Raw genomic sequence first — 22,050 nt, forward strand, 5'->3', positions numbered from 1 at the left:
CGGCGGGGTGTGCCCGCTCATCCGGAGTGCGGTTTCCCGGGCATCACTTCCGTTGCCCGTAGCCCCGCAGCTTCTCCCCCGCCTCCGCCATCTGCTCCCGGGACAGCAGCGTCGGGGACATGCCCGGCACCGAGGACGCCGTCAGCCACAGCCGGCACATCCACTCCAGCTGGGCCGTGCGGTCGTAGGCCTGGTCGAGGGTGCTGCCGTACGCCATCGTGCCGTGGTTCTGCAGCAGGCAGGCGGTGCGGTCGACGAGGGCGTGGAGCATGTTCTCGGCCAACTCGTCGCTGCCGTATGTCGCATAGGGGGCAACTCGGACGGGTCCGCCGAGGGCGCCGGCCATGTAGTGGATCGTCGGGAGTTCGGGGACGAGGGTCGAGACGGCCGTCGCGTGCACGGCGTGGGTGTGGACGACGGCGCGGGTGTCGGTGGTGCGGTGGATCGCAAGGTGCATGGGGAGTTCGCTCGTCGGGACGAGCGTGCCGAGCACCTGGCGGCCGTCGAGGTCGACGCCGGTCACGTCCTCGGGCGTGAGCCGGTCGTAGGGCACGCCCGAGGGTGTGACCAGCACGGTGTCCCCGACGCGCACCGAGACATTGCCGGAGGTGCCGACGACGAGGCCGTCGGCGACCGTGCGGCGGGCGGTCGCCATGAGCGCTTCCCAGGCGTGCGCCACCTCGGCACTCACGCCCCTCCCCCGCCGCTCCGGCACGTCCTGCACACCGTCCCGCGCATCCCGTTCGTCTCGCTGGTCCCGCCGCTGCTCAGCCATGCCGCGATCCTGCCAGGCGCACCTCCGCCGCGCCGTCGGGCGGGGGCACTTTAGGGCGGAAGACCCGCCTCCGAAAGTCCCCTTATAGGGACATATCCGCCTCTCTCCATGCTTGGCCGGAGATCATCGGGCATTCGACGACCTTCCAGTAATCTCCCGTTGTTTTGTCGTGCACGTCGCCATTCCGGGGGGAAACATGGCTCGTGATCACAAACCGCTGCGCCGCCGCACCCGCGTCCTCGCGGTCTCCGTGGCGGCACTCACCGTCACCGGGGCGGCTCTCGCCGGGCTTCCGGCCTCGGCGGCGAGTCTGCCGCAGGGGCACGACGTCTCTTCGCACCAGAAGAACGTCGACTGGTCGAGCGCGAAGGCCAAGGGCGCCAGGTTCGTCTACGTCAAGGCGACCGAGTCCACTAACTACCGCAACCCGTACTTCGGCCAGCAGTACAACGGCGCCCGCAACGCCGGCATCATCCGCGGCGCGTACCACTTCGCGCTGCCGGACAAGTCGTCGGGCAAGGCGCAGGCGGCGTACTTCGTGAACCACGGCGGCAGTTGGAGGGCGGACGGCTGGACGCTGCCGCCCGCCCTCGACATCGAATACAACCCGTACAGCGCCAAGCACAGGTGCTACGGCCTGAGCAAGGCGCGCATGGTCAGCTGGATCAAGTCGTTCAGCGGCGAGGTGAAGCGGCTCACCGGCCGCCACCCGGTGATCTACACGACCACCCACTGGTGGAACACATGCACCGGCGGAAGCGGCGCGTTCGCGTCGAACCACGCGCTGTGGATAGCCCGCCATGAGTCCGGGACCTCCGGTTCCCTGCCGGCCGGCTGGTCGTTCTGGACGTTCTGGCAGTACGACAACAGCGGCGGACTGCCGGGTGACCAGAATCTCTTCAACGGGTCCCAGACCCAGCTGAGGAAGTTCGCCCGGGGCTACTGACCAAGGGGCACCGCGGGACCGGGGGGTCGCCGGGACAGGGCGGAGCGGCGACCCCCTCATCCGGACATCGTGCAGCCGCCCTCAGTTCATCTTCCGTTCACCCAGGTTGCCTACGGTCAACCGACCGTTGACTTCGAACGATTGCCTGGGTAAATGGAAAACTTCTCGCTGATCCTCGCGATTGTGGTAGTAACCGCACTCGCGTTTGATTTCACGAACGGTTTCCACGACACCGCCAACGCGATGGCCACCACCATCTCGACCGGCGCGCTCAAGCCCAAGGTCGCGGTGGCCATGTCCGCCGTACTGAACCTTGCGGGTGCCTTCCTCTCCGTGGAGGTCGCCAACACGATCTCCAAGGGTCTCGTCGACGAGACCGGCATACGTCCCGAGGTCATCTTCGCGGCGCTGGTCGGCGCGATCCTCTGGAACCTGCTGACCTGGCTCGTCGGGCTTCCCTCCAGTTCCTCGCACGCCCTGATGGGCGGCCTGATCGGCGCCACCATCGCCTCGGCCGGCATGGGCGCGGTGCACGGTGACGTGCTCGTCACCAAGGTGCTCCTCCCGGCGCTCGCCGCCCCGATCGTCGCGGGCCTCGCAGCGCTGCTCGCGACCCGGTTGTCGTATTCCCTGGGCACTGTCGGCAAGCAGGCCGACGGCAAGGCCGCCGAGAAGGGCTACCGCGTCGGCCAGATCGCCTCCGCGGGCCTGGTCTCGCTGGCCCACGGCACCAACGACGCACAGAAGACGATGGGCATCATCACCCTCGCCCTGGTCGCCGGCGGCGCCGTCGCTCCCGACTCCGACCCGCCCACCTGGGTCATCCTCTCCGCGGGCCTCGCCATCGCGCTCGGCACCTGGCTCGGCGGCTGGCGCATCATCCGCACCATGGGCAAGGGCCTGACCGAGCTCCAGCCGCAGCAGGGCTTCGCCGCCCAGACCAGTGCGGCCACGGTCATCCTGGCCTCCTCGCACCTCGGCTTCTCCCTCTCCACCACCCACTCGGTCTCCGGTTCGGTGATGGGCGCGGGCCTCGGCCGCAAGGGCGGAGTGGTCCGCTGGTCGACGGCGACCCGCATGCTCGTGGCCTGGTGCCTGACGCTGCCGGCCGCTGCGCTGGTCGGTGCGGGCGCGGAGTCCGTGACGGATCTCGGTGACTGGGGCACCGCCGTCGTCGCCGTCTTCCTGGTCGCCGCCAGTGCGGCCATCTGGAAGATCTCCCGGCGCGAGGTCATCGACGCGTCGAACGTCAACGAGAGCGAGGAGCCGGCCGGCGTGGTGACCACGGCGATCGCCGCCGTGACCCCGCCTCCGGCCGGCACGGTGACCGAGGATCTGACGGCCACGATCCCCGCCCCGGCCCCCGTGACCGCCGTCCCCGACCCGGCCACCCCGCCGGCCGCGGCCGTCTGAGCCCGCCCACCCGGTACGAAGGAAGAGAAGCAGTATGAAGATCGACTGGGCAGCCCTGGGCTCCGTCTTCGGCGTCAGCCTCGCGGTCACGGTGGGCCTCGTGGCCCTGTTCACCCTCGGCATCATGGGCCTGTCGCGCCGCGAACGGGCCGTGGCACAGGGCAACTCGGCGTCCCTGGCGGTGGCCGGCGCATACGTGGCCTTCGCGGGCTGCGCGGCGGCGGTCGCGTACGGAATCCATCTGGTGGTCACCAAGGCCTGAGCGGCCGCCGGACCGTCTTTCCCCACCGTCCCGCGGGGCGCGGAAGCACACATACGTGCGTCCGCGCCCCGCGGGTTTTTCATGCCCAGTTCAGAGCGCCGGGTGTGGGCCTCAGCACACTCCCCCGTCGCAGGTCAACGGCAAGTTGACTGCCGTTCGGGGGCGTGGTGGACTGCCGAAGCCATCTACGGCGGCGCGAGAGGAAGCCGGTGCAAGTCCGGCGCGGTCCCGCCACTGTCACCGGGGTAGTAAGCCCCGGGAGCCAGGAACTCTCACCGCCGGTCTCGTCGAACCAGGGCGTGGACACCCTGAGTGAGGACATGTCGCCATGCCAGCCTGCCGTGTGACGTACAGGACCAGGACCAGGTCGCTGCCCCACCCCACGGCCGGCTGAGCCGATGCGTGCCGATCGCGTCTTCGCGTACGGCGCCGCCGCCGGCCTCCTCAGTGACCATCTGCTCGGCGATCCGCGCCGTGGGCATCCGGTCGCCCTGTTCGGACGGGCCGCCGGGGCCGTGGAGCGGGTGTTGTGGCGGGACCATCGCGGGTGGGGCGCGCTGCACACCGCCGTGTGCGCCGGGAGCGCCCTTGCGCTCGGTGTCGTCGCGCAGCGGGCCGTACGTCCGTCCCGCACCGCCTCCCTCGCGCTGACCGCGACCGCCACCTGGGCCGTCGTCGGGGGGACTTCGCTCGCGCGCGAGGCCCGTGGCATCGGGCGGGCGCTGGAGGCCGGGGACGTCGAGGCCGCCCGGGCCAGGCTGCCGCATCTGTGCGGGCGGGATCCGCAGGCCCTGGACGCCGACGGGATCGCGCGGGCCGTGGTGGAGTCCGTTGCCGAGAACACCTCCGACGCCGTCGTGGGGGCGCTGGTGTGGGGGGCCGTGGGCGGGGTGCCGGGGCTGCTCGGGTTCCGGGCCGTCAACACGCTCGACGCCATGGTGGGGCACAAGTCGGCCAAGTACCGGCGGTACGGGTGGGCTTCGGCGCGGCTGGACGATGTGGCGGGGTGGCCGGGGGCCCGTCTGACCGCCGTGCTGGCCGCCGCTGCCGGGGGTGACGGCCGGGGGGCCGTACGCGCCTGGCGTTCTGACGCCGCGAAGCATCCGAGCCCCAATGCCGGGCCCGTGGAGGCGTCGTTCGCGGGGGCGCTCGGGGTGCGGCTCGGCGGGACCTTGTCGTATGGGGGGCGTGTTGAGCATCGGCCTGTGCTGAACGGGGAGGGGCGTGCCGTGGAAGTCGGCGACATTGAGCGTGCCGTGCGGTTGTCGCGGCGGGTGGGGTGGCTGGCGTTGGGGGTCAGTGCGGCCGGGGCGGTGCTGCGGGGGCGGGTCGCACGGCGCCCGGCGGTGGGGGCTGTGCCCACCCTCCCCCACTCTCGGCTTCGCTCGAGCGGGGGGACCCCCATCGCCCTGCGGAACGACTGCCCACAGCCAGGGCCACAGCAGGGGGGCGTGTCATGAGCGGCGGGGGGCTTCTCGTTGCCGGTACCACCTCCGATGCCGGGAAGAGTGTCGTCACCGCCGGGATCTGTCGTTGGCTGGTGCGGCAGGGGGTAAAGGTGGCGCCCTTCAAGGCGCAGAACATGTCCCTGAATTCGTTCGTGACGCGTGAGGGTGCCGAGATCGGGCGGGCTCAGGCCATGCAGGCGCAGGCCTGCCGGGTCGAGCCGACCGCGCTGATGAACCCCGTGCTGCTCAAGCCCGGTGGCGAGCAGAGCAGTCAGGTCGTGCTGATGGGCAAGCCGGTGGGTGAGCTGAGCGCACGCGGGTATCACGGGGGGCGCCAGCAGAAGCTTCTCGGCACCGTCCTCGACTGTCTCGCCGAGTTGCGGGGCACGTATGACGCCGTGATCTGTGAGGGGGCGGGTTCTCCCGCCGAGATCAACCTGCGCCGGACCGACATCGTGAACATGGGGATCGCCCGTAACGCGCGGCTTCCCGTGCTCGTGGTCGGTGACATCGACCGCGGCGGGGTCTTCGCCTCCTTCTTCGGGACCGTCGCCCTGCTCTCCCCCGAGGACCAGGAACTCGTCGCCGGGTTCCTCGTCAACAAGTTCCGGGGGGACGTCAGCCTCCTGGAGCCCGGCCTTGACATGCTGCACGGCCTCACCGGACGTCACACCTACGGCGTCCTGCCCTTCCAGCACGGTCTCGGCATCGACGAGGAGGACGGGCTGCGGGTCTCCCTTCGGGGGACGGTACGGGAGTCGAACGTGGCACCGCCCGTCGGTGAGGACGTGCTGCGGGTCGCCGTGTGCGCGATCCCGCTGATGTCCAACTTCACCGACGTGGACGCCCTGGCCGCCGAACCGGGCGTCGTGGTGCGGTTCGTGGACCGGCCCGAGGAACTCGCCGACGCCGACCTCGTCGTCGTACCGGGGACCCGGGGGACCGTGAAGGCCCTGGAGTGGCTGCGGGAGCGGGGACTTGCGGACGCTCTGGTCCGCAGGGCCGCCGAACAGCGGCCCGTCCTCGGCATCTGTGGTGGCTTCCAGGTCCTCGGCGAGCACATCGAGGACGAGGTCGAGAGCCGGCGCGGGCATGTGGAAGCGCTCGGAGTGCTGCCCGTGCGGGTGCGCTTCGCCCGCGAGAAGACCCTCACCCGGCCGGTCGGGGAAGCCCTCGGCGAGCACGTCGAGGGGTACGAGATCCATCACGGTGTCGCCGACATAGGCGGAGGGGAAGCCTTCCTGGACGGCGTCCGGGTCGGGCAGACCTGGGGCACGCACTGGCACGGTTCGCTGGAGTCGGACGGGTTCCGGCGGGCCTTTCTGCGCGAGGTGGCGGCCGCCGCGGGCCGTCGTTTCGTACCGGCGCCCGACACCTCGTTCGCCGCGCTGCGCGAGGAGCAGCTCGACCGGCTCGGCGACCTGATCGAACAACACGCGGACACGGACGCGCTGTGGCGGCTCATCGAGTCGGGCGCGCCGCAAGGACTGCCTTTCATTCCACCGGGAGCGCCCGCATGAGCACAGTGTTGTTGTTGTCGACCGCCGACACGGATCTGTTGGCCGCTCGGGCCGCGTCCGGTGCCGACTACCGGATCGGCAACCCGACCCGGGTGGATGTGACGGAGGAGCTGCCCGGCCTCCTCGACGGCGCCGACATCGCCGTCGTACGGCTGCTGGGCGGGAAGCGGGCCTGGGAGGACGGGCTCGCCGCGCTCAGGGCGTCCGGGGTCCCGACCGTGCTGCTCGGCGGGGAGGCCGTCCCCGACGCGGAGTTGATGGCCGAGTCGTCCGTGCCCGCCGGTGTCGTGGCGGAGGCGCTCAGGTACCTCGTCGAGGGCGGGCCCGCCAACCTGACCGAGCTGGCCCGGTTCCTGTCCGACACCGTGCTGCTGACCGGCGAGGGGTTCGTCGAGCCGCAGAAGATGCCGAAGTACGGCGTCCACGGCGAGCGGGAGTTCGTCGAGGGGCGGCCGACCGTCGGCGTGCTCTTCTACCGGGCCCATGAGCTGAGCGGCAACACCGCGTTCGTGGACACCCTGTGCGACGCCATCGAGGCGAAGGGCGCCAACGCCCTTCCCGTGTACTGCGGTTCGCTGCGCGGCGCGGACGCCGGGCTGTACGAGATCCTCGGCCGGACCGACGCCCTGGTCGCCACCGTCCTCGCCGCCGGTGGCACCCATGCCTCGCAGGCCTCGGCCGGCGGTGACGAGGAGGCCTGGGACATCGGGGCGCTCGCCGACCTCGACGTGCCCGTCCTGCAAGGTCTTTGCCTGACCTCGTCCCGTGAGGCCTGGGACGAGTCGGATGCCGCCCTGTCCCCCATGGACGCGGCGATGCAGGTCGCGATCCCCGAGTTCGACGGGCGGCTGATCACCGTCCCGTTCTCCTTCAAGGAGCAGGGTCCCGACGACGTGCCCGTGTACGTCGCCGACCCGGAGCGGGCCGCGCGGGTCGCCGGGATCGCCGTACGGCATGCGCTGTTGAAGCACAAGGCGAACGCCGACAAGAAGCTGGCGCTCGTCTTCACCGCGTACCCGACGAAGCACTCCCGGGTCGGCAACGCGGTCGGCCTCGACACGCCCGCGTCGGCGGTGCGGGTGCTGGACGCGCTGCGGGACGCCGGGTACGTCGTCGAGGGGCATCCCGACAACGGTGACGAGCTGATCCACCGGCTGATCAACGCCGGCGGTCACGACGTCGAGTGGCTGACCGAGGAGCAGCTGGCCGCCGCGCCCGCGCGTGTGCCGCTGGCCGACTACCGGGCGTGGTTCGACAAACTGGACCCGGAGCTCAGGGACGGGATGCTGGAGGCGTGGGGCGAGCCGCCGGGCAACTTGTACGTCGACGGGGAGGACATCGTCCTCGCCTCCCTCCAGTTCGGGAACGTCGTCGTGATGATCCAGCCGCCGCGCGGCTTCGGCGAGAACCCCATCGCGATCTACCACGACCCCGACATGCCGCCCTCGCACCACTACATGGCGGCCTACCGCTGGCTCGACAACACGTTCGGCGCCGACGCGATCGTCCACATGGGCAAGCACGGCACGATGGAGTGGCTGCCCGGCAAGGGGCTCGGGCTCAGCGGCGGATGCGCGCCGGACGCCGTGCTCGGTGAGCTGCCGCTGATCTACCCGTTCATCGTCAACGACCCCGGTGAGGGCACCCAGGCCAAGCGGCGCGGGCATGCCACGGTCGTCGACCACCTCGTACCGCCGATGGCCCGTGCCGACACCTACGGCGATCTGGCCAAGCTGGAGCAGCTGCTCGACGAGTACGCGCTCGTCTCCGACCTGGATCCGACGAAGGCGCCGGCCGTGCGCGCGCAGATCTGGACGCTGGTCAAGGCGGCCGAGCTCCACCACGACCTGCATGTGGACGAGCAGCCGGACGAGGACGAGTTCGACGAGTTCGTCATGCACATCGACGGCTATCTGTGCGAGATCAAGGATGTGCAGATCCGCGACGGCCTGCACATCCTGGGCGGCGGGCCGGTCGGTGAGCCGCGGGTGAACCTCGTGCTGGCCGTGCTGCGTGCCTCGCAGGTGTGGGGCGGTCAGGCGAACGCGCTGCCGGGGCTCAGGGCCTCGCTGGCCGCTCATTTCGGGCTGGTGGAGAAGGAGCTGCTGGCCGAGCCGGGCGCGCCGGTGAAGGTGCCGGTGGAGCTGAGCGATCTCGTCGAGGGTCCGTCCCGTACGGCCGCCGACGCCATCGACCTGCTGGAGCAGCTGTGCCGGCGGATCGCGGAGGGCATGGAGGCGCGGGACTGGGACGTCACGCTCGCCCCGGCTCTCGTGCGTGGGGTGATCGGGACCGAACTCCCGGATGCCGTCGCGGTGTTGGAGTTCGCCTGCACCGAGGTGGTGCCGCGGCTGGCCCGTACGACGGACGAGATCGGCCACATCCTGAAGGCGCTCGACGGCGGTTACGTCCCGGCCGGTCCGTCCGGTTCGCCGACGCGCGGTCTGGTCAACGTCCTGCCGACCGGCCGGAACTTCTACTCGGTCGACCCCAAGGCCATTCCCTCCAGGCTGAGCTGGGAGGTCGGCCAGTCGCTGGCCGACTCCCTCGTCCAGCGGTATCTGCAGGACACCGGCGAGTACCCGAAGTCCGTCGGCCTGACGGTCTGGGGCACGTCCGCGATGCGCACGCAGGGCGACGACATCGCCGAGATCCTCGCCCTGCTGGGCTGCCGTCCCGTCTGGGACGACGCCTCGCGCCGGGTGACCGGGTTCGAGGTGATCGGCCTGGCGGAGCTCGGGCGGCCGCGCATCGACGTCACCGTCCGTATCTCCGGCTTCTTCCGGGACGCGTTCCCGCACGTCGTCGGGCTGATCGACGACGCCGTACGCAAGGTCGCCGAGCTGGACGAGCCCGCCGAGCAGAACTACGTGCGCGCCCACGCCGACGAGGACACGGCACAGCACGGCGACCGGCGGCGCGCGACCTCCCGGATCTTCGGCTCCAAGCCGGGCGCCTATGGTGCCGGGCTGCTGCCGCTGATCGACGCCCGCAACTGGCGCTCCGACGCCGACCTGGCCGAGGTGTACGCCGTCTGGGGCGGCTACGCGTACGGGCGCGGGCTCGACGGGCGCGCGGCGCGCGGGGACATGGAGACGGCGTTCAAGCGGATCAACGTCGCCGCGAAGAACGTCGACACCCGCGAGCACGACCTCGTCGACGCCGACGACTACTTCCAATACCACGGCGGCATGGTGGCCATGGTGCGGCACCTGACGGGCGAGAGCCCCGAGGCGTACGTCGGCGACTCCGCGACCCCCGACCAGGTGAAGACACGCACGCTGGGCGAGGAGACGCACCGCGTCTTCCGCGCGCGGGTCGTCAACCCGCGCTGGATGGCGGCCATGCGGCGGCACGGCTACAAGGGCGCCTTCGAGATGGCGGCGACCGTCGACTACCTCTTCGGCTACGACGCCACGGCCGGTGTCGTCGACGACTGGATGTACGAGAAGCTCAGCGCCGAGTACGTCTTCGCCCCGGAGAACCGGGAGTTCATGAAGCAGTCCAACCCATGGGCGCTGCGCGGCATCACCGAGCGCCTGCTGGAGGCCGCCGACCGCGGCCTGTGGGCCGAGCCGGACGCGGAGACGCTGGAGCGGCTGCGCGCCACGTACCTGGAGCTGGAAGGCGACTTGGAGGGCGACCAGTGACCACCCCCTTCCCCTTTACGGCCGTCGTCGGCCAGGACGACCTGCGGCTCGCGCTGCTGCTGAACGCCGTGTCACCGGCGGTCGGCGGTGTGCTGGTGCGCGGCGAGAAGGGCACCGCCAAGTCGACGGCCGTGCGCGCGCTCTCGGCGCTGCTGCCGGAGGTGGCCGTGGTCCCCGGGTGCCGTTTCTCCTGCGACCCCGCGGCACCGGACCCGTCCTGCCCGGACGGCCCGCACGAGCCGGGGCCGGGCACGGAGCGCCCCTCCCGCATGGTCGAGTTGCCGGTCGGCGCCTCGGAGGACCGCCTCGTCGGCGCCCTCGACATTGAACGGGCACTGTCTGAAGGCGTGAAGGCCTTCGAGCCCGGCCTGCTCGCCGACGCACACCGCGGGATCCTCTACGTCGACGAGGTCAACCTGCTTCATGACCATCTCGTCGACCTGCTGCTGGACGCGGCCGCGATGGGTGCGTCGTACGTCGAGCGCGAGGGCGTCTCGGTGCGGCACGCCGCGCGCTTCCTGCTCGTCGGCACGATGAACCCCGAAGAGGGCGAACTGCGGCCGCAGCTGCTCGACCGGTTCGGACTGACCGTCGAGGTCGCCGCCTCCCGGGAGCCGGACCAGCGGGTGGAGGTCGTACGGCGACGGCTCGCCTACGACGACGATCCGGCCGGTTTCGTGGCCCGCTGGGCGGACGAGGAGGCTTCCGTACGTCAACGGATCGTCGCTGCACGGGAGTTGCTGCCCTCGGTGCGACTGGGCGACGGGGCGCTCCGGCAGATCGCGGCGACCTGTGCCGCCTTCGAGGTGGACGGCATGCGGGCCGACATCGTGATGGCGCGCACGGCCACCGCGCTGGCCGCCTGGGCGGGGCGGACCGAGGTGCTCGCCGAGGACGTACGGCAGGCGGCACTGCTCGCGCTGCCGCACCGGCGCCGTCGTAATCCCTTCGACGCGCCGGGGCTCGACGAGGACAAGCTCGACGAGACGCTGGAGGAGTTCTCCGGCGACGACGATCCCGACCCTGACCCCGACGGTGGCGGACCGGGCGGTGGCGGGCAGCCGCCCTCCGGGGACTCGGACGGTCCTCAGGGCGGTGACAGCGACACGCGGCCCGAGGCCGGGGAGGGCGGGCAGCCGCAGGCGTCGGGGGCTGCAGAGCAGTCCGCCGTACGGGCCTCGGAGCCTTTCCGTACCAAGGTGCTGAGCGTGCCCGGGATCGGTGAGGGGGCCGCCGGGCGGCGTTCGCGGGCGCGGACGGAGCATGGGCGTACCACCGGGGCCCGGCGCCCCCAGGGCGCTTTGACGAAACTGCACCTGGCGGCGACCGTGCAGGCCGCCGCGCCGCATCAGCGGGCGCGGGGGCGGTCGGGGCCGGGGCTGGTCGTACGGCGGGACGATCTGCGGCAGGCGACCCGGGAGGGGCGCGAGGGGAACCTCGTGCTGTTCGTGGTGGACGCATCGGGGTCGATGGCGGCCCGGCAGCGGATGAGTGCCGTGAAGGGGGCCGTGCTCTCGCTGCTGCTGGACGCGTATCAGCGCCGGGACAAGGTGGGGCTGGTGACGTTCCGGGGGTCGGCCGCCGAGGTCGCTCTGCCGCCGACCTCGTCCGTGGACGCCGCGGCCGTACGGCTGGAGTCGTTGCCGACCGGTGGGCGGACGCCGCTCGCGGCGGGGCTGCTGCGCGCGCACGACGTGCTGCGGGTGGAGCGGTTGCGGGATCCGGCGCGACGGGCGCTGGTCGTGGTGGTGACGGACGGGCGGGCCACCGGCGGCCCGGAGCCGGTCGCGCTCGCCGGGCGGGCCGCCCGGCTCTTCGCGGCCGACGGGGTCGCCTCCGTGGTCGTCGACTGCGAGTCCGGGCCCGTGCGGCTGGGGCTGGCCGGGCAGCTCGCGGGTGAGCTGGGCGGGACGGCGGTCACGCTCGACGAGTTGCGGGCGGACTCCATCGCCGGGCTGGTCAGGGACGTACAGGGTGGGACGAAGAGGAGGGCCGCGTAATGCCGCAGGGGCAGCCGAGTGTGGTGCCGGACGACGGGCTGACGACTCGTCAGCGTCGTAACCGGCCGCTGGTCGTCGTCCACACGGGCATCGGGAAGGGCAAGTCGACGGCCGCCTTCGGGCTGGCGCTGCGGGCCTGGAACCAGGGGTGGCCGATCGGGGTGTTCCAGTTCGTCAAGTCGGCGAAGTGGAAGGTCGGCGAGGAGAACGCGCTGCGGGTGCTCGGCGCCTCCGGCGAGGGCGGGACCGTCGACTGGCACAAGATGGGCGAGGGCTGGTCCTGGGTGCAGCGGGACTCCCAGATGGACAACGAGGAGAAGGCCCGGGAGGGCTGGGAGCAGGTCAAGCGGGACCTCGCCGCGGAGACGTACAAGCTGTATGTGCTGGACGAGTTCGCCTACCCCATGCACTGGGGGTGGGTGGACACCGACGAGGTCGTGGACGTGCTGCGGAACCGGCCGGGGGCCCAGCATGTGGTGATCACCGGGCGGAACGCGCCCGAGAAGCTCGTCGAGTTCGCCGATCTCGTGACCGACATGTCCAAGGTCAAGCATCCGATGGATGCGGGGCAGAAGGGGCAGAGGGGCATCGAGTGGTGATGTCGTCGTGAGTTCCTCCCTGTCCTCCGTCCCCCGGCTGGTCATTGCCGCGCCCTCCTCGGGCAGCGGGAAGACCACCGTTGCCACGGGGTTGATGGCCGCGTTCGCCGCGCGGGGGCTTGCCGTGTCCCCGCACAAGGTGGGACCGGATTACATCGACCCCGGGTATCACGCGCTCGCCACCGGGCGGGTGGGGCGGAACCTCGACGCGTATCTGTGCGGGCCGGAGCTGGTCGGGCCGTTGTTCCTGCACGGGGCCCGTGGGTGTGACATCGCCGTCGTCGAGGGTGTGATGGGGATGTTCGACGGGGCCGCGGGGGAGGGTGAACTGGCGTCCACCGCTCATGTGGCGAAGCTGCTCGGGGCGCCGGTGGTGCTTGTGGTCGATGCGTCGTCGCAGTCCCGGTCCGTGGCGGCGTTGGTGCATGGGTTTGCGTCCTGGGATCCGGAGGTGCGGGTCGGGGGCGTGGTTTTGAACAAGGTCGCTTCGGATCGGCATGAGGAGTTGTTGCGGGAGGCGTTGGATTCGGCCGGGGTGCCTGTGTTGGGGGTGCTGCGGCGGGTTGCGCAGGTGGATACGCCCTCGCGGCACCTGGGTTTGGTGCCTGTTGCCGAGCGGCGGGCTGCGGCTGTGGAGGCGGTTGCCGCCATGGCGGCGCAGGTTTCCGCCGGGTGCGATCTTGAGGCGTTGGCGGGGCTGGCGCGGAGTGCCGGTGCTTTGTCGTGTGCGGCCTGGGATGCGGCTGAGGCGCTTGCTTCTTCGCCCCCGCCGCCCCTTCCCGTCCCGACCCTGGGGGCTGCCGCCCCCAGACCCCCGCTTCGGCCTGAACGGCCTCGTCCTCAAACGCCGGACGGACTGGATTGTGCGACTCGTCCTCGAACGCCGGAGGGGCTGGTGGTTGCCATTGCCGGTGGGGCTGCCTTCACGTTCTCCTACGCCGAGCACAGTGAACTGCTCGCTGCCGCAGGTGCCGAAGTCGTTCCCTTCGATCCGCTCCGCGATGAGCAACTGCCCGACGGGACACGCGGGTTGGTCATCGGCGGCGGGTTTCCCGAAGTGTACGCGAGCGAGCTGTCCGCCAACGAACCGCTGCGCAAAGCCGTCGCCGCGCTCGCGGAGGGCGGAGCTCCCGTTGCCGCCGAGTGTGCCGGGCTGCTGTATCTGTGCCGGGAGCTCGACGGGCAGCCCATGTGCGGGGTGCTCGATGCGAGGGCGCGGATGAGCGGGCGGCTCACCCTCGGGTACCGGGACGCCGTGGCCGTCGGTGACAGTGTGCTGGCGCCCGCCGGGACCCGGATGCGGGGGCACGAGTTTCATCGGACGGTCGTCGAGCCGGGGGCGGGGGCGGCTCCCGCCTGGGGTGTGCGCGCCCCTGCGCCGCGGGTCGAAGGCTTCGTACAACAAGGTGTGCACGCCAGTTATCTGCACACGCACTGGGCGTCCGAGCCCGGTGTCGCCCGTCGGTTCGTGGAGAGGTGCCGGACGTCATGAGCAGCAGCAACAGCAGCAGGTTGATCGGGGTCGGGGTGGGTCCCGGTGACCCCGAGCTCGTGACCGTCAAGGGGGTCAATGCCCTGCGGGCCGCCGATGTCGTCGTCGTGCCCGTCATGGACACCTTGGAGCGGGGGCGGGCGGAGGCCACCGTGCTGCACTACGTGCCCGCGGAGAAAGTCGTCCGCGTGGTGTTCGCGCTGAACGAGCGCAGTGACCGCGGGCGGCGGGAGGCCGCCTGGGACGCGGCCGGGGAGCGGGTCGCGCAGTTGCTGCGGGAGCGTGGTGTCGTCGCGTTCGCCACCATCGGCGATCCCAACGTCTATTCGACCTTCACCTATCTCGCGCAGACCATCGCCGAGCTGGTGCCGGGGACCGGCATCGAGACCGTCCCGGGGATCACCGCCATGCAGGATCTCGCGGCGCGCTCGGGTGCCGTGCTCACCGAAGGCACCGAGCCGCTCACCCTCGTGCCCGTCACCGCCGGGGCCGCCGTGCTGAAGGACGCCCTCAGCGGGCCGGGCACCGTCGTCGCCTACAAGTTCGGGCGGCAGGCCGGCGAGGTCGCCGAGGCGTTGCGCGAGACCGGGCGGATCGACGATGCCGTGTGGGGCTCCGCGCTCGGGCTGGAGTCGGAGTCCATCCGGCCGGCGTCCCAGCTCGACGGCGAGCCCCTCCCCTACCTCTCCACGCTCATCGCGCCCGCGCCGCGCGACGGCGGGCGCGGCGGCAAGCTGTGACCGGCGCCGGCTCACCCGGCCAGGCCCACCACCAGCCAGATGAACGCCGCCCCCGCCACCGTGCACAGCAGCGTCGAGCGGGCGGGGTGCTCGTGGTGCGCCTCGGGGAGGATCTCGGCGGCGGCGAGATAGAGGAGTACACCGCCGAACAGGCCGAGGTAGCCGCCGAGCAGGCCCTCCGGGACGGTGACGAACGCCGCCGAGGCCGCGCCGGCCACCGGGGCCACCGCGTCCGCGAACAGCATGGTCAGGGCCTTGCGGCGGGCGTTTCCGTACAGGCTGGTGATCGTGTACGTGTTGAAGCCGTCCGCGAAGTCGTGGGCGACCACCGCCAGCGTGACCGCCGTGCCCATGCCGCCGCCGACCTGGAAGGCCGCGCCGATCGCCACGCCGTCCATGTAGCTGTGACCGACCATCGCCGCGGCCGCCGTGAGGCCCACCTCGGGCGCGCGTCCGTTGCTCTCCTCCCCGCCGTGCGAGGCCTGGCGGGCGGCCAGCAGTCGTTCCACCAGATGGGCCAGCAGAAAGCCGGCCACGAAAAGGAGCAGGGCCGCCGGTACACCGAAGACCTCTTCGCCCGCCGCCTTGAGCGCCTCCGGCAGCAGGTCCAGGCCGACGACACCCAGCATCAGTCCGCCGGCCAGGCCCAGGACCAGGTGGCGGCGGTCGGTCACACGCTGTGCCGTCCAGCCGCCGGCCAGCGTCATCAGGAACGCGCCGAGCGCGACGAAGACCGCCATACGCCCTTGCTATCCGATCAACCCCCGTTCACGCACGTCCGACGGCAATAACCACACCGCACTCGTGACACGACACCAAGAGCCAGACCCCAGCGCTTTGCTAGAGAGGACCGTTCCCATGGCCGATGCCCCCACCGGCAAGGTGACCTTCGTCGGTGCCGGCCCCGGCGCCGCCGACCTGTTGACGTTCCGTGCCGCGCGTGCGATCGCCGAGGCCGACGTCGTGATCTGGGCGGCGAGCCTGGTGCAGGCGGAGGTCCTCGAGCACGCGCGCGAGGACGCGGAGATCCTCGACTCGGCGACGATGTCGCTTGAGGACGTCGTCGCCGTCTACGAGCGGGCTCAGCACACCGGCCTGAAGGTCGCCCGTATCCACTCCGGGGATCCCGCTCTGTGGGGCGGTACGCAGGAGCAGCTCGACCGGTGTGCGCGGATCGGCATCGAGACGGAGGTCGTGCCCGGTGTGTCCGCGTTCTCGGCCGTCGCCGCGCTCGCGCAGCGCGAGTTGACCATCCCGGAGGTCGCGCAGTCCGTGGTGCTGACCCGGCTCGGCGGCGGCAAGACGCCGATGCCGCCCGGTGAGGAGGTGCGGGAGTTCGCCAAGCACGGCACCACCATGGCGATCTTCCTGTCCGCCGCGCGCAGCGGGCAGCTGGTGCGGGAGCTGCTGGAGGGCGGCTATCCGACGTCCACGCCGGTCGTCGTCGCGTACCAGGCGACCTGGCCGGAGGAGCTCATCGTGCGGTGCACGATCGGGACGCTGGAGGAGACGGTCAAGGAGCACAAGCTCTGGAAGCACACCCTCTTCCTGGTCGGCCCGGCGCTGGACGCCGAGGGCACCCGCTCGCACCTGTACCACCCGGGCCACTTCCACGGCTACCGCAAGGCCGACCCGGAGGCCCGCAGGGCCCTGCGTGCGCGGGGTGCCAGTACGTGATCACGGTCGTCGGTACGGGGACGGGTGCGCCCGTTCCCCTCGAAGCGGTGGCGGGGGCCGAGCTCGTCGTGGGCGGGCGACGGCACCTGGACGCCGTACGGCTGCCCGAGGCGGCCGAGCGGATCGTGCTCGGGCCGCTGGCGCCCGCCCTGGACGCCATGGAGGAGTACGTCGGCAAGGACCGGCGGGTGGTCGTGCTGGCCTCCGGCGACCCCGGGTTCTTCGGGATCGTACGGGCGCTGGCCGAGCGGTTCGGCGCGGAACGTCTGGACGTACGCCCGGGTGTCTCGTCCGTGGCCACCGCCTTCGCGCGGCTGGGGCTGACCTGGGACGACGCGGTCGTCGTCAGCGCGCACGGGCGGGATCCGCGGACGGCCGTCAACGTGTGCCGGGCGCACCCGAAGGTGGCCGTGCTGACCGGGCCCGGCGCCGGTCCGGCCGAGTTGGGCGCCGCACTCGCCCGCACCTCACCCGGCCGGGTCCTCGTCGTCGCCTCCGCGCTGGGCTCCGACGAGGAGCGCCTGGAGCGGGTCTCCCCCGCCGAGGCAGCGCGCCGCGACTGGGGGACGGCGGTGAGTGTCGTCCTGTGCCTGGACGAGACGCGGGCGCTCGGTCCCGTACGGACGCTCGCCGGGGCGGCCGTAGGGCCCTCCGGGTGGGCCTTGGACGAGGGCGGGTTCGCGCACCGCGACTCGATGATCACCAAGTTCGAGGTACGGGCGCTGGCCCTGGCCCGGCTCGGGCCGCGCCCCGGCGACCTGGTCTGGGACGTCGGCTCCGGCTCCGGTTCCGTGGCCGTGGAGTGCGCGCGGCTGGGCGCCGCCGTCAGCGCCGTCGAGAAGGCCCCGGACGGGGTGGAGCGGATCCGCGCCAACGCCGGTGCGCACGGCGTCGACGTGCACGTGGTGCACGAGGCGGCGCCGGACGCTCTGGATCAACTCGACGATCCCGACGCCGTGTTCGTGGGCGGCGGCGGGCGCGAACTGCCGGACATCGTGCGTGCGTGCGCGCGGCGGGCCCGGCGCACGGTCGTGGTCGCCATGGCCGCGCTGGACCGGGTGCCCGCGGTGCGCACGGCGCTCACCGAGGCCGGGTTGGACTGCGACGGGGTGCTGCTGCAGTCCTCGCGGCTGGCACCGCTGCCGGGGGACGTGACCCGGCTGGCGGCGACCAATCCGGTTTTCCTGCTGTGGGGGGCCAGAACCCCCGTTTCTCATGAAGGAGTTGCCCTGTGATCGGCCTCATTTCCGCCACCGCGGCGGGGGCGGCGGCGCGCGACCGGCTGGCCGCGGCGTGGCCGGACCGCACGCGGGTGTACGAGGGTCCCGTCGGGGACGCCGTACGGGCCGCGTTCGCGGAGTGCGAGCAGCTCGTGTGTTTCCTGGCCACGGGCGCGGTGGTCCGGCTCGTGGCGCCCCTGCTGGGGGACAAGAAGAGCGACCCCGGTGTGGTGTGCGTCGACGAGGGCGGGCGGTTCGCCGTGTCGCTGGTGGGCGGGCACGGGGGCGGGGCCAATGAACTCGCCGAGCACGTGGGCGAGTTGCTGGGTGCCGAGCCCGTGGTGACCACGGCGACGGATGCCGTCGGGATCCCCGGCCTGGACACGCTCGGCCTCCCGGTGGAAGGCGACGTGGCCGGTGTGACGCGGGCGCTGCTGGACGGCGATCCGGTCGCGCTGGACGCCGAAGTGGCGTGGCCGCTGCCGCCGCTGCCGTTCGCGGCGGAGGGCACGCGGACCGTCCGGCTGACGGACCGCGCGGTCGAAGCCGCCGACGGTGAGGTGCTGCTGCGTCCGCCGTCCCTCGTCGTCGGCGTCGGAGCGTCCAAGGGCGCCCCGGCCGACGAGGTGCTCGGGCTGGTCGAGAGCGCGTTGCGGGACGCGGGACTGTCTCCCCGTAGCGTCGCCGAACTCGCCACCGTGGACGCCAAGCGCGAGGAGCCCGGCATCATCGAGGCAGCCGCGCAGCTCGGGGTGCCCCTGGTGACGTACTCCGCCGAGGAGTTGGCGACGGTCGAGGTCCCCAACCCCTCCGACGCCCCGCTCAACGCCGTGGGCACTCCGTCGGTCGCCGAGGCCTCCGCACTCGCCCGCGGCGGTGAACTCCTCGTCCCCAAGCGGAAGTCGGCCCGTGCGGACGGGCACGCCTCGATGGCGACCTGCGCCGTCGTACGACGTGCGGCGCGCGGGCGGCTCGCGGTGGTCGGGCTCGGCCCCGGCGCCCGCGATCTGCTCACCCCGCGGGCCACCGCCGAACTGCGGCGCGCCTCCGTGCTCGTCGGGCTCGACCAGTACGTCGACCAGATCCGCGACCTGCTGCAGCCCGGCACCCGGATCCTGGAGTCCGGGCTCGGCGCCGAGGAGGAGCGGGCCCGGAGCGCGGTCGCCGAGGCCCGGAAGGGTCAGGCGGTCGCGCTGATCGGCAGCGGCGACGCCGGCGTGTACGCCATGGCCTCCCCCGCGCTCGCCGAGGCCTCCGACGACATCGACGTGATCGGTGTACCGGGCGTCACCGCGGCGCTCGCGGCCGGGGCGATTCTGGGCGCGCCGCTGGGCCACGACCACGTGTCCATCAGCCTCTCCGACCTGCACACGCCGTGGGAGGTCATCGAGCGGCGGGTGCGGGCCGCGGCCGAGGCGGACCTCGTGGTGACCTTCTACAACCCCCGTTCCCGCGGCCGGGACTGGCAGCTGCCGAAGGCGCTCGCGATCCTCGCGGAGCACCGCGAGCCGACGACGCCGGTCGGTGTCGTACGGAACGCGTCCCGGCCGGACGAATCCAGCCGGGTGACCGACCTGGGCTCCCTGGACCCGGCGACGGTCGACATGATGACGGTCGTGACGGTGGGCAACACGGCGACCCGTGAGATCGCGGGGCGCATGGTGACGCCGCGCGGCTACCGCTGGCAGGAGGCCGACCGGTGAACCGTGTGGTCCATCCCATCGAGTTGGAGTCCTACCGGCGGCTGCGGGCCCGCCTGGACACCTCGCACTTCCCGCCGCTGACGCGGGCGGTGGTGGAGCGGGTCGTGCACTCCGCCGCCGACCTCGACTACGCGACGGATCTCGTCATGGACGAGGCCGCCCTGGAAAAGGCGTACGCCGCGCTGCACGGCGGGGCGCCCGTCGTCGTGGACGTGGAGATGGTCGCGGCCGGGATCACCCGGCGCGAGACGGTGTGCCGGCTCAGGGACGCCGTCGCCGGTCCCGGACTGACCCGTTCGGCGCACGCGATACGGCTCGCCTACGAGCAGGTCGGTCCGGGCGCCCTCTGGGTGATCGGCAACGCGCCGACCGCCCTGGAGGAGCTGCTGACCCTGGACGCCGCCCCCGCCCTCGTCATCGGCCTGCCCGTCGGCTTCGTCGGCGCGGTCGAGTCCAAGGCCGCGTTGCGCGAGAGCGGACTGCCCGCCGTCAGCAACGTGTCCGAGAAGGGCGGCTCCGCGGTCGCGTCGGCCGCCCTGAACGCCCTGCTGTACCACCCTACTTCGTACTCCGAGGAGACATCGTGACCACCCCGCCGCCCGCCCTGCTCATCGCCGGTCACGGCACCCGGGACGAGGCCGGAGCCGAGGCGTTCCGCGACTTCGTACGGCAGCTGGGCGACCGCCACCCCGACCTGCCCGTCGCGGGCGGCTTCATCGAGCTGTCGCCGCCCCCGCTCGGCGAGGCGGTCGCCGAACTGGTGGAGCGGGGAGTACGGCGTTTCGCCGCCGTACCGCTGATGCTGGTCTCCGCCGGGCACGCCAAGGGCGACATCCCCGCGGCCCTGTCCCGCGAGAAGGAGCGCCACCCGGGGATCTCCTACACGTACGGGCGTCCGCTGGGCCCGCACCCCTCGCTGCTGAAGGTCCTGGAACGGCGGCTGGACGAGGCGCTCGGCGGGACCGCGCGGACGCCTCAGGACCGGGCCGACGTGACCGTGCTGCTGGTGGGGCGCGGGTCGACCGACCCGGACGCCAACGCCGAGGTGTACAAGGCGGCGCGGCTGCTGTGGGAGGGGCGCGGATACGCGGGCGTGGAGACGGCGTTCGTGTCGCTGGCGGCGCCGGACGTGCCGAGCGGCCTGGACCGCTGCGCGAAGCTGGGGGCGCGCCGGATCGTCGTCCTCCCCTACTTCCTGTTCACCGGCATCCTGCCGGACCGGGTGCGGCAGCAGACGGAGGGCTGGGCGGCCGCGCACCCGGAGGTCGAGGTGCGCTCCGCGGACGTCATCGGCCCGGAGCCGGAGCTGCTCGATCTGGTGATGGAGCGGTACGAGGAGGCCGTCAAGGGTGATCTGCGCATGAACTGCGACTCGTGCGTGTACCGGATCGCGCTGCCGGGCTTCGAGGACAAGGTGGGGCTGCCGCAGCAGCCGCACTTCCACCCGGACGACGACGGTCACCATCACCACGGTCACCACCACCACGGCGGACACGCCCATGCGCACTGAGCACGATCTCCGTCACCACGGTGACGCCGAGGTGCGCGACGACGGCTCGGCCCTGGTCGACCTGGCGGTGAACGTCCGGGCGGACACCCCGCCCGCCTGGCTGCGCGAGCGCATCGCGGGCTCGCTCGGCTCCCTCGCGGCCTATCCGGACGGACGGGCCGCGCGGACGGCGGTGGCGGCACGGCACGGCCTGCCGGTGGAGCGGGTGCTGCTGACGGCCGGTGCCGCCGAGGCCTTCGTGCTGCTCGCCCGCGCCCTGAAGGTACGGCGGCCGGTCGTCGTGCACCCGCAGTTCACGGAGCCGGAGGCGGCGCTGCGGGACGCGGGCCACACGGTGGACCGGGTGCTGCTGCGCGAGGAGGACGGCTTCCGTCTCGACCCGGCGGCGGTCCCCGAGGACGCGGACCTGGTGGTGATCGGCAACCCGACGAACCCGACGTCCGTCCTGCACCCGGCCGCGTCCACTGCCCGACTCGCCCGTCCCGGGCGGACGTTGGTCGTGGACGAGGCGTTCATGGACGCGGTGCCGGGTGAGCGGGAAGCCCTGGCGGGGCGGACGGACGTGCCGGGGCTGGTGGTCCTGCGCAGCCTCACCAAGACCTGGGGGCTGGCCGGCCTGCGGATCGGCTACGTTCTCGCCGCCCCCGAGACGATCGCCGAACTGGAGCGCGCCCAGCCCCTGTGGCCGGTGTCCACCCCCGCGCTGGCCGCCGCCGAGGCCTGCATGGGACCGCAGGCCCTGGCGGAGGCAGCACACGCGGCCCACCGCATCGCCGCCGACCGAGCCCATCTCATCACCGGCCTCGGCAAGTTCACCTCGGCCGGACTGCACGTGACACAGCCCGCCGAGGGCCCCTTCGTCCTCATACGACTGCCCCGGGCAGCCGCCGTACGCGGGCACCTGCGGGACCTGGGCTTCGCGGTGCGCCGCGGCGACACATTCCCGGGCCTGGGCGAGGAGTGGCTGCGCCTGGCGGTGCGGGACAGGACGACGGTCAACACGTTCCTCCAGGCACTGGACCGGGCGCTGACCCTGGCGCCCCTTTAGGGGCGCGGGGAACTGCGCGACCAGCCACAACGCACCGGCAGACGAAC

At 72.3% G+C, this 22,050-nt stretch carries 18 protein-coding genes and 1 riboswitch; of the genes, 16 read left to right on the forward strand and 2 right to left on the reverse strand.

From position 1 onward, the window contains the following. Positions 1-43: 43 nt before the first annotated feature. On the reverse strand, positions 44-775 hold the full coding sequence (locus ACFY1E_RS34190) for a class II aldolase/adducin family protein (protein WP_389082949.1): 732 nt from the start codon (positions 773-775) through the stop codon (positions 44-46). Positions 776-971: 196 nt separating this feature from the next. On the opposite strand from ACFY1E_RS34190, the gene ACFY1E_RS34195 reads away from it, so the two are divergent. The 10 genes from ACFY1E_RS34195 to cobI all read left to right on the forward strand — a co-directional run bounded on the left by ACFY1E_RS34195 (position 972) and on the right by cobI (position 14,845). Continuing rightward, positions 972-1,721, forward strand: a complete 750-nt coding sequence (locus ACFY1E_RS34195) for a lysozyme (RefSeq protein WP_389082951.1) — start codon at positions 972-974, stop codon at positions 1,719-1,721. A gap of 153 nt (positions 1,722-1,874) precedes the next feature. Beyond that, entirely contained in the window at positions 1,875-3,134 is a 1,260-nt protein-coding gene (locus ACFY1E_RS34200; RefSeq protein ID WP_389082954.1) for an anion permease, read from the forward strand. 34 nt (positions 3,135-3,168) lie between these two features. Then, positions 3,169-3,396, forward strand: coding sequence for a hypothetical protein (locus tag ACFY1E_RS34205; protein ID WP_115908926.1), 228 nt, complete (start codon positions 3,169-3,171; stop codon positions 3,394-3,396). A gap of 150 nt (positions 3,397-3,546) precedes the next feature. After that, positions 3,547-3,689: riboswitch (cobalamin riboswitch) on the forward strand. Positions 3,690-3,794: 105 nt separating this feature from the next. Beyond that, positions 3,795-4,856 carry a cobalamin biosynthesis protein gene (locus ACFY1E_RS34210; RefSeq protein ID WP_389082956.1) on the forward strand — a complete coding sequence of 354 codons (1,062 nt, stop codon included), beginning with the start codon at positions 3,795-3,797 and terminating at the stop codon, positions 4,854-4,856. Further along, positions 4,853-6,364 (forward strand): cobyric acid synthase, encoded by a 1,512-nt coding sequence (locus tag ACFY1E_RS34215; protein WP_389082958.1) that lies wholly within the window; start codon positions 4,853-4,855, stop codon positions 6,362-6,364. The genes ACFY1E_RS34210 and ACFY1E_RS34215 overlap by 4 nt, the downstream gene beginning before the upstream one ends. Further along, positions 6,361-10,014 (forward strand): cobaltochelatase subunit CobN, encoded by a 3,654-nt coding sequence (cobN, locus tag ACFY1E_RS34220; RefSeq protein ID WP_389082961.1) that lies wholly within the window; start codon positions 6,361-6,363, stop codon positions 10,012-10,014. Before ACFY1E_RS34215 ends, cobN begins: the two co-directional genes overlap by 4 nt. Then, entirely contained in the window at positions 10,011-12,014 is a 2,004-nt protein-coding gene (locus ACFY1E_RS34225; RefSeq protein WP_389082963.1) for a putative cobaltochelatase, read from the forward strand. The genes cobN and ACFY1E_RS34225 overlap by 4 nt, the downstream gene beginning before the upstream one ends. Then, on the forward strand, positions 12,014-12,613 hold the full coding sequence (gene cobO / locus ACFY1E_RS34230) for a cob(I)yrinic acid a,c-diamide adenosyltransferase (RefSeq protein WP_389082965.1): 600 nt from the start codon (positions 12,014-12,016) through the stop codon (positions 12,611-12,613). The genes ACFY1E_RS34225 and cobO overlap by 1 nt, the downstream gene beginning before the upstream one ends. After that, on the forward strand, positions 12,576-14,105 hold the full coding sequence (locus tag ACFY1E_RS34235) for a cobyrinate a,c-diamide synthase (protein WP_389082967.1): 1,530 nt from the start codon (positions 12,576-12,578) through the stop codon (positions 14,103-14,105). The genes cobO and ACFY1E_RS34235 overlap by 38 nt, the downstream gene beginning before the upstream one ends. Next, complete coding sequence (cobI, locus tag ACFY1E_RS34240; protein WP_389082970.1) at positions 14,090-14,845, forward strand: precorrin-2 C(20)-methyltransferase; 756 nt, start codon at positions 14,090-14,092, stop codon at positions 14,843-14,845. Before ACFY1E_RS34235 ends, cobI begins: the two co-directional genes overlap by 16 nt. An 11-nt stretch (positions 14,846-14,856) precedes the next feature. On the opposite strand, the gene ACFY1E_RS34245 is transcribed toward cobI, so the two are convergent. Continuing rightward, positions 14,857-15,585, reverse strand: coding sequence for a ZIP family metal transporter (locus tag ACFY1E_RS34245; protein WP_389082972.1), 729 nt, complete (start codon positions 15,583-15,585; stop codon positions 14,857-14,859). Positions 15,586-15,703: 118 nt separating this feature from the next. On the opposite strand from ACFY1E_RS34245, the gene cobM reads away from it, so the two are divergent. Genes cobM through cobC form a run of 6 tightly spaced genes read left to right on the forward strand, consistent with a single transcriptional unit; the run spans position 15,704 to position 22,003 of the window. Continuing rightward, a complete protein-coding gene (cobM, locus tag ACFY1E_RS34250) occupies positions 15,704-16,522 on the forward strand; it encodes a precorrin-4 C(11)-methyltransferase (protein ID WP_389082974.1) in 819 nt (272 codons plus the stop codon). Continuing rightward, the gene (gene cbiE, locus ACFY1E_RS34255; RefSeq protein WP_389082976.1) at positions 16,519-17,757 is read left to right on the forward strand and encodes a precorrin-6y C5,15-methyltransferase (decarboxylating) subunit CbiE; all 1,239 of its coding nucleotides are present in this window, start codon (positions 16,519-16,521) and stop codon (positions 17,755-17,757) included. The genes cobM and cbiE overlap by 4 nt, the downstream gene beginning before the upstream one ends. Beyond that, positions 17,754-19,445: a precorrin-3B C(17)-methyltransferase gene (gene cobJ, locus ACFY1E_RS34260; RefSeq protein ID WP_389082978.1), complete on the forward strand. Its 1,692-nt coding sequence runs from the start codon at positions 17,754-17,756 to the stop codon at positions 19,443-19,445. Before cbiE ends, cobJ begins: the two co-directional genes overlap by 4 nt. Then, positions 19,442-20,032, forward strand: a complete 591-nt coding sequence (locus tag ACFY1E_RS34265) for a precorrin-8X methylmutase (RefSeq protein ID WP_389082980.1) — start codon at positions 19,442-19,444, stop codon at positions 20,030-20,032. The genes cobJ and ACFY1E_RS34265 overlap by 4 nt, the downstream gene beginning before the upstream one ends. Further along, positions 20,029-20,955: a sirohydrochlorin chelatase gene (locus ACFY1E_RS34270; RefSeq protein WP_389082982.1), complete on the forward strand. Its 927-nt coding sequence runs from the start codon at positions 20,029-20,031 to the stop codon at positions 20,953-20,955. Before ACFY1E_RS34265 ends, ACFY1E_RS34270 begins: the two co-directional genes overlap by 4 nt. Further along, positions 20,945-22,003 carry an Rv2231c family pyridoxal phosphate-dependent protein CobC gene (cobC, locus tag ACFY1E_RS34275; protein WP_389082985.1) on the forward strand — a complete coding sequence of 353 codons (1,059 nt, stop codon included), beginning with the start codon at positions 20,945-20,947 and terminating at the stop codon, positions 22,001-22,003. The genes ACFY1E_RS34270 and cobC overlap by 11 nt, the downstream gene beginning before the upstream one ends. The last annotated feature ends 47 nt before the right edge of the window (positions 22,004-22,050 follow it).

This window comes from Streptomyces sp. NPDC001604 (assembly GCF_042893475.1).
Lineage (GTDB): Bacteria > Actinomycetota > Actinomycetes > Streptomycetales > Streptomycetaceae > Streptomyces.